We start from the raw sequence: 2,186 nt of genomic DNA, 5'->3' as shown, positions 1-2,186 counted from the left end.
ATTTTGACTTAAGTAAAATTATGTAAAATTTTGTGTGTTAAATCATAAATGAATACTAAAAAATTTAACTTTATATTAAACACAAAAGTATAGTTTAAAACAAGGTCAATCCTAAAAATGATGTTTATACTGAGAAGTAAGTTAATAAAGTTAGGTGCATAATGAAACTACAAGATTTCTTAGGAACAGATGAAAAATGGGGATTCGAGGCGATCGCTAAAGATCCAGAATTAACTCGTCAGATTCAAATATTGTTAATTGGCTTGGGTTTACTCGACCCTCCCGCCGATGATAAGTTTGGCCCGGTATCTGCCACAGCCCTGAAAAAGTTTCAAGAATTAATGAAAATTGAGGAAACTGACTATTTAGGCGCACTCACCGCCAAAGAACTAATTGAAACTAAAGCAGAGGAACTTCCTAAACCCCCCTTAAAACTGGGTAATGACATTGCCAGCAAGATTATCAAATACATGCAGGCAAAAAATTATCAGATATCTACTAACCCGAAAGAATACAACATTATTTATTTAGAAGGAGTAAATGAAGACTGGACTCTCAACAGCGATACACCGAATCAATTCAACGATCGCCGTCTGGTAATTGAAGTAGTAGACGGTGTTCCGAAAATTGTCAATCACTGGCAAGCCACCACAGAACCAGGCAGATACTATACTTATAATCCGATGAATCCCGGAGGTGCAGCTAGAATTAAATTTGGGCAATACAAAGCTTGGTCTGTTGGTACACACGGAACTTCAGAACCCCACGAAGCATTAATCCAAGTTGCACCTATCACTGTTTACCGAGATTTTAACAAAGATTTTCAACGCACTGGTGACAAACTTGATACAGGTCTTTTCTTTGTCAATCAACACTGGGGTTATGATGCTCCTGTAAATGATATTAAAAATGCTAGTGCAGGTTGTTTAGTAGGACGTAGACGCGAAGGACATCGGGAGTTTATGTCAATAATTAAACAAGACCGCCGCTATGTAGCTAGTAAAAATTATGTCTTTTACACCACAGTCATTCCAGGAGATGACTTATTAAAATAATTCGTAATTCATAATGGGCTTCTCTCCAAGACGCCCATTACAAATTACGAATTAGTAAATTTCTCTCAGCCTTTGAAATTTGTTTAACTGAAAGATTCCAGACAATTTTGTCTAACTTTGTTCTTGTGGAATTTGCCCTATCTGTGCCGTCAACTTTTCTTTATCCTGCCTACGTTTTTTGGCATAAAGTTGAATAGTAACTGCCATCAAAATAATCATGGCAAAAATGCCCCAGGCAGCCATATCTGTTGGTAGATTATTTTTAAATATAGCCAGTAATACGATGGCTACCAACATAACTGTCGGTGCTTCATTTAACGCCCGTAATTGCTGACTACTCCAAGCACATTGATCTGCTGCTAACTTCTTAATCAGATGAGCGCAATAATGATGATAGCCAATGAGAATAGCTACAAACAGCAGTTTGATATGTAACCAGCCTTCTTTTAACACTTCTGGTTCGGTGCTGATTAAACCGATGGCCATTGCGATCGTCACATACATTCCTGGGTTAGTGATGATATGGTACAGACGCTTTTCCATAATTTGATACTGATTTTTCAGTATGGTTCGCGCTGGTTCGGGTTCAAGGTTCGCTTCAACATGATAAATAAAAAGACGTACTAAATAAAACAAACCAGCAAACCAAACTACAAACCCAACAATATGAAATGCTTTAAACCATGAATAAGCCATGAATTCCAATCTCCATCAGTGTGGTTGTGATGCATTTTTAGCGGTCAGAATTCAGAATTCAGAAGTCAGAATTCAGAATACTCTAGCAACGAAAGAATAGAGTTTGAACAATGAAAAAATATTTGAATTTCACTACTCAATCTTTTCTTTAGCAGACTACAATTAATGGCCACTGAAAATTTTCCACTAATTGATTCTGAGTCCTAATATCGTGTCCGGTAAAAGATTTATCATTAGAACTGACGCCAAGACAGGGGGATGGGGGGACACACAGAAATTTTCATCACGAGTAATTAGCCAAACATGATTATGACTCCTGAATTCTCTGTTCTGAATTCTGAATTCTTTTTTATATTATCGATTTTTGTCTGATACCAATTCTTCATGAAGCTGCATAGAACTTTACCCCTCCCCAACCCTCCCCTTGGCAAGGGG

The 2,186-nt window shown here is 37.3% G+C and carries 2 protein-coding genes; one reads left to right on the top strand and one right to left on the bottom strand.

The window, feature by feature from the left end:
* Window positions 1-161: 161 nt before the first annotated feature.
* Window positions 162-1,055: a peptidoglycan-binding domain-containing protein gene (locus GNE10_RS34100; RefSeq protein ID WP_185570446.1), complete on the top strand. Its 894-nt coding sequence runs from the start codon at window positions 162-164 to the stop codon at window positions 1,053-1,055.
* A gap of 111 nt (window positions 1,056-1,166) precedes the next feature.
* Here the strand turns inward: GNE10_RS34100 and hemJ are convergent, their stop codons facing one another.
* The gene (hemJ, locus tag GNE10_RS34095; protein WP_099071853.1) at window positions 1,167-1,751 is read right to left on the bottom strand and encodes a protoporphyrinogen oxidase HemJ; all 585 of its coding nucleotides are present in this window, start codon (window positions 1,749-1,751) and stop codon (window positions 1,167-1,169) included.
* Window positions 1,752-2,186: the final 435 nt, after the last annotated feature.

Source organism: Nostoc sp. 2RC, assembly GCF_014222165.1.
In the GTDB taxonomy this organism is placed as follows: domain Bacteria; phylum Cyanobacteriota; class Cyanobacteriia; order Cyanobacteriales; family Nostocaceae; genus Nostoc; species Nostoc linckia.
Note: the sequence above shows the minus strand (reverse complement) of the source record. Positions and strands in the feature narration are given on the sequence as shown.

Excerpts from the sequence above, each read along its gene's own strand:
- GNE10_RS34100 (WP_185570446.1), top strand. The coding sequence starts at position 162 with ATGAAACTACAAGATTTCTTAGGAACAGATGAAAAATGGGGATTCGAG.
- hemJ (WP_099071853.1), bottom strand. The coding sequence starts at position 1,751 with ATGGCTTATTCATGGTTTAAAGCATTTCATATTGTTGGGTTTGTAGTT.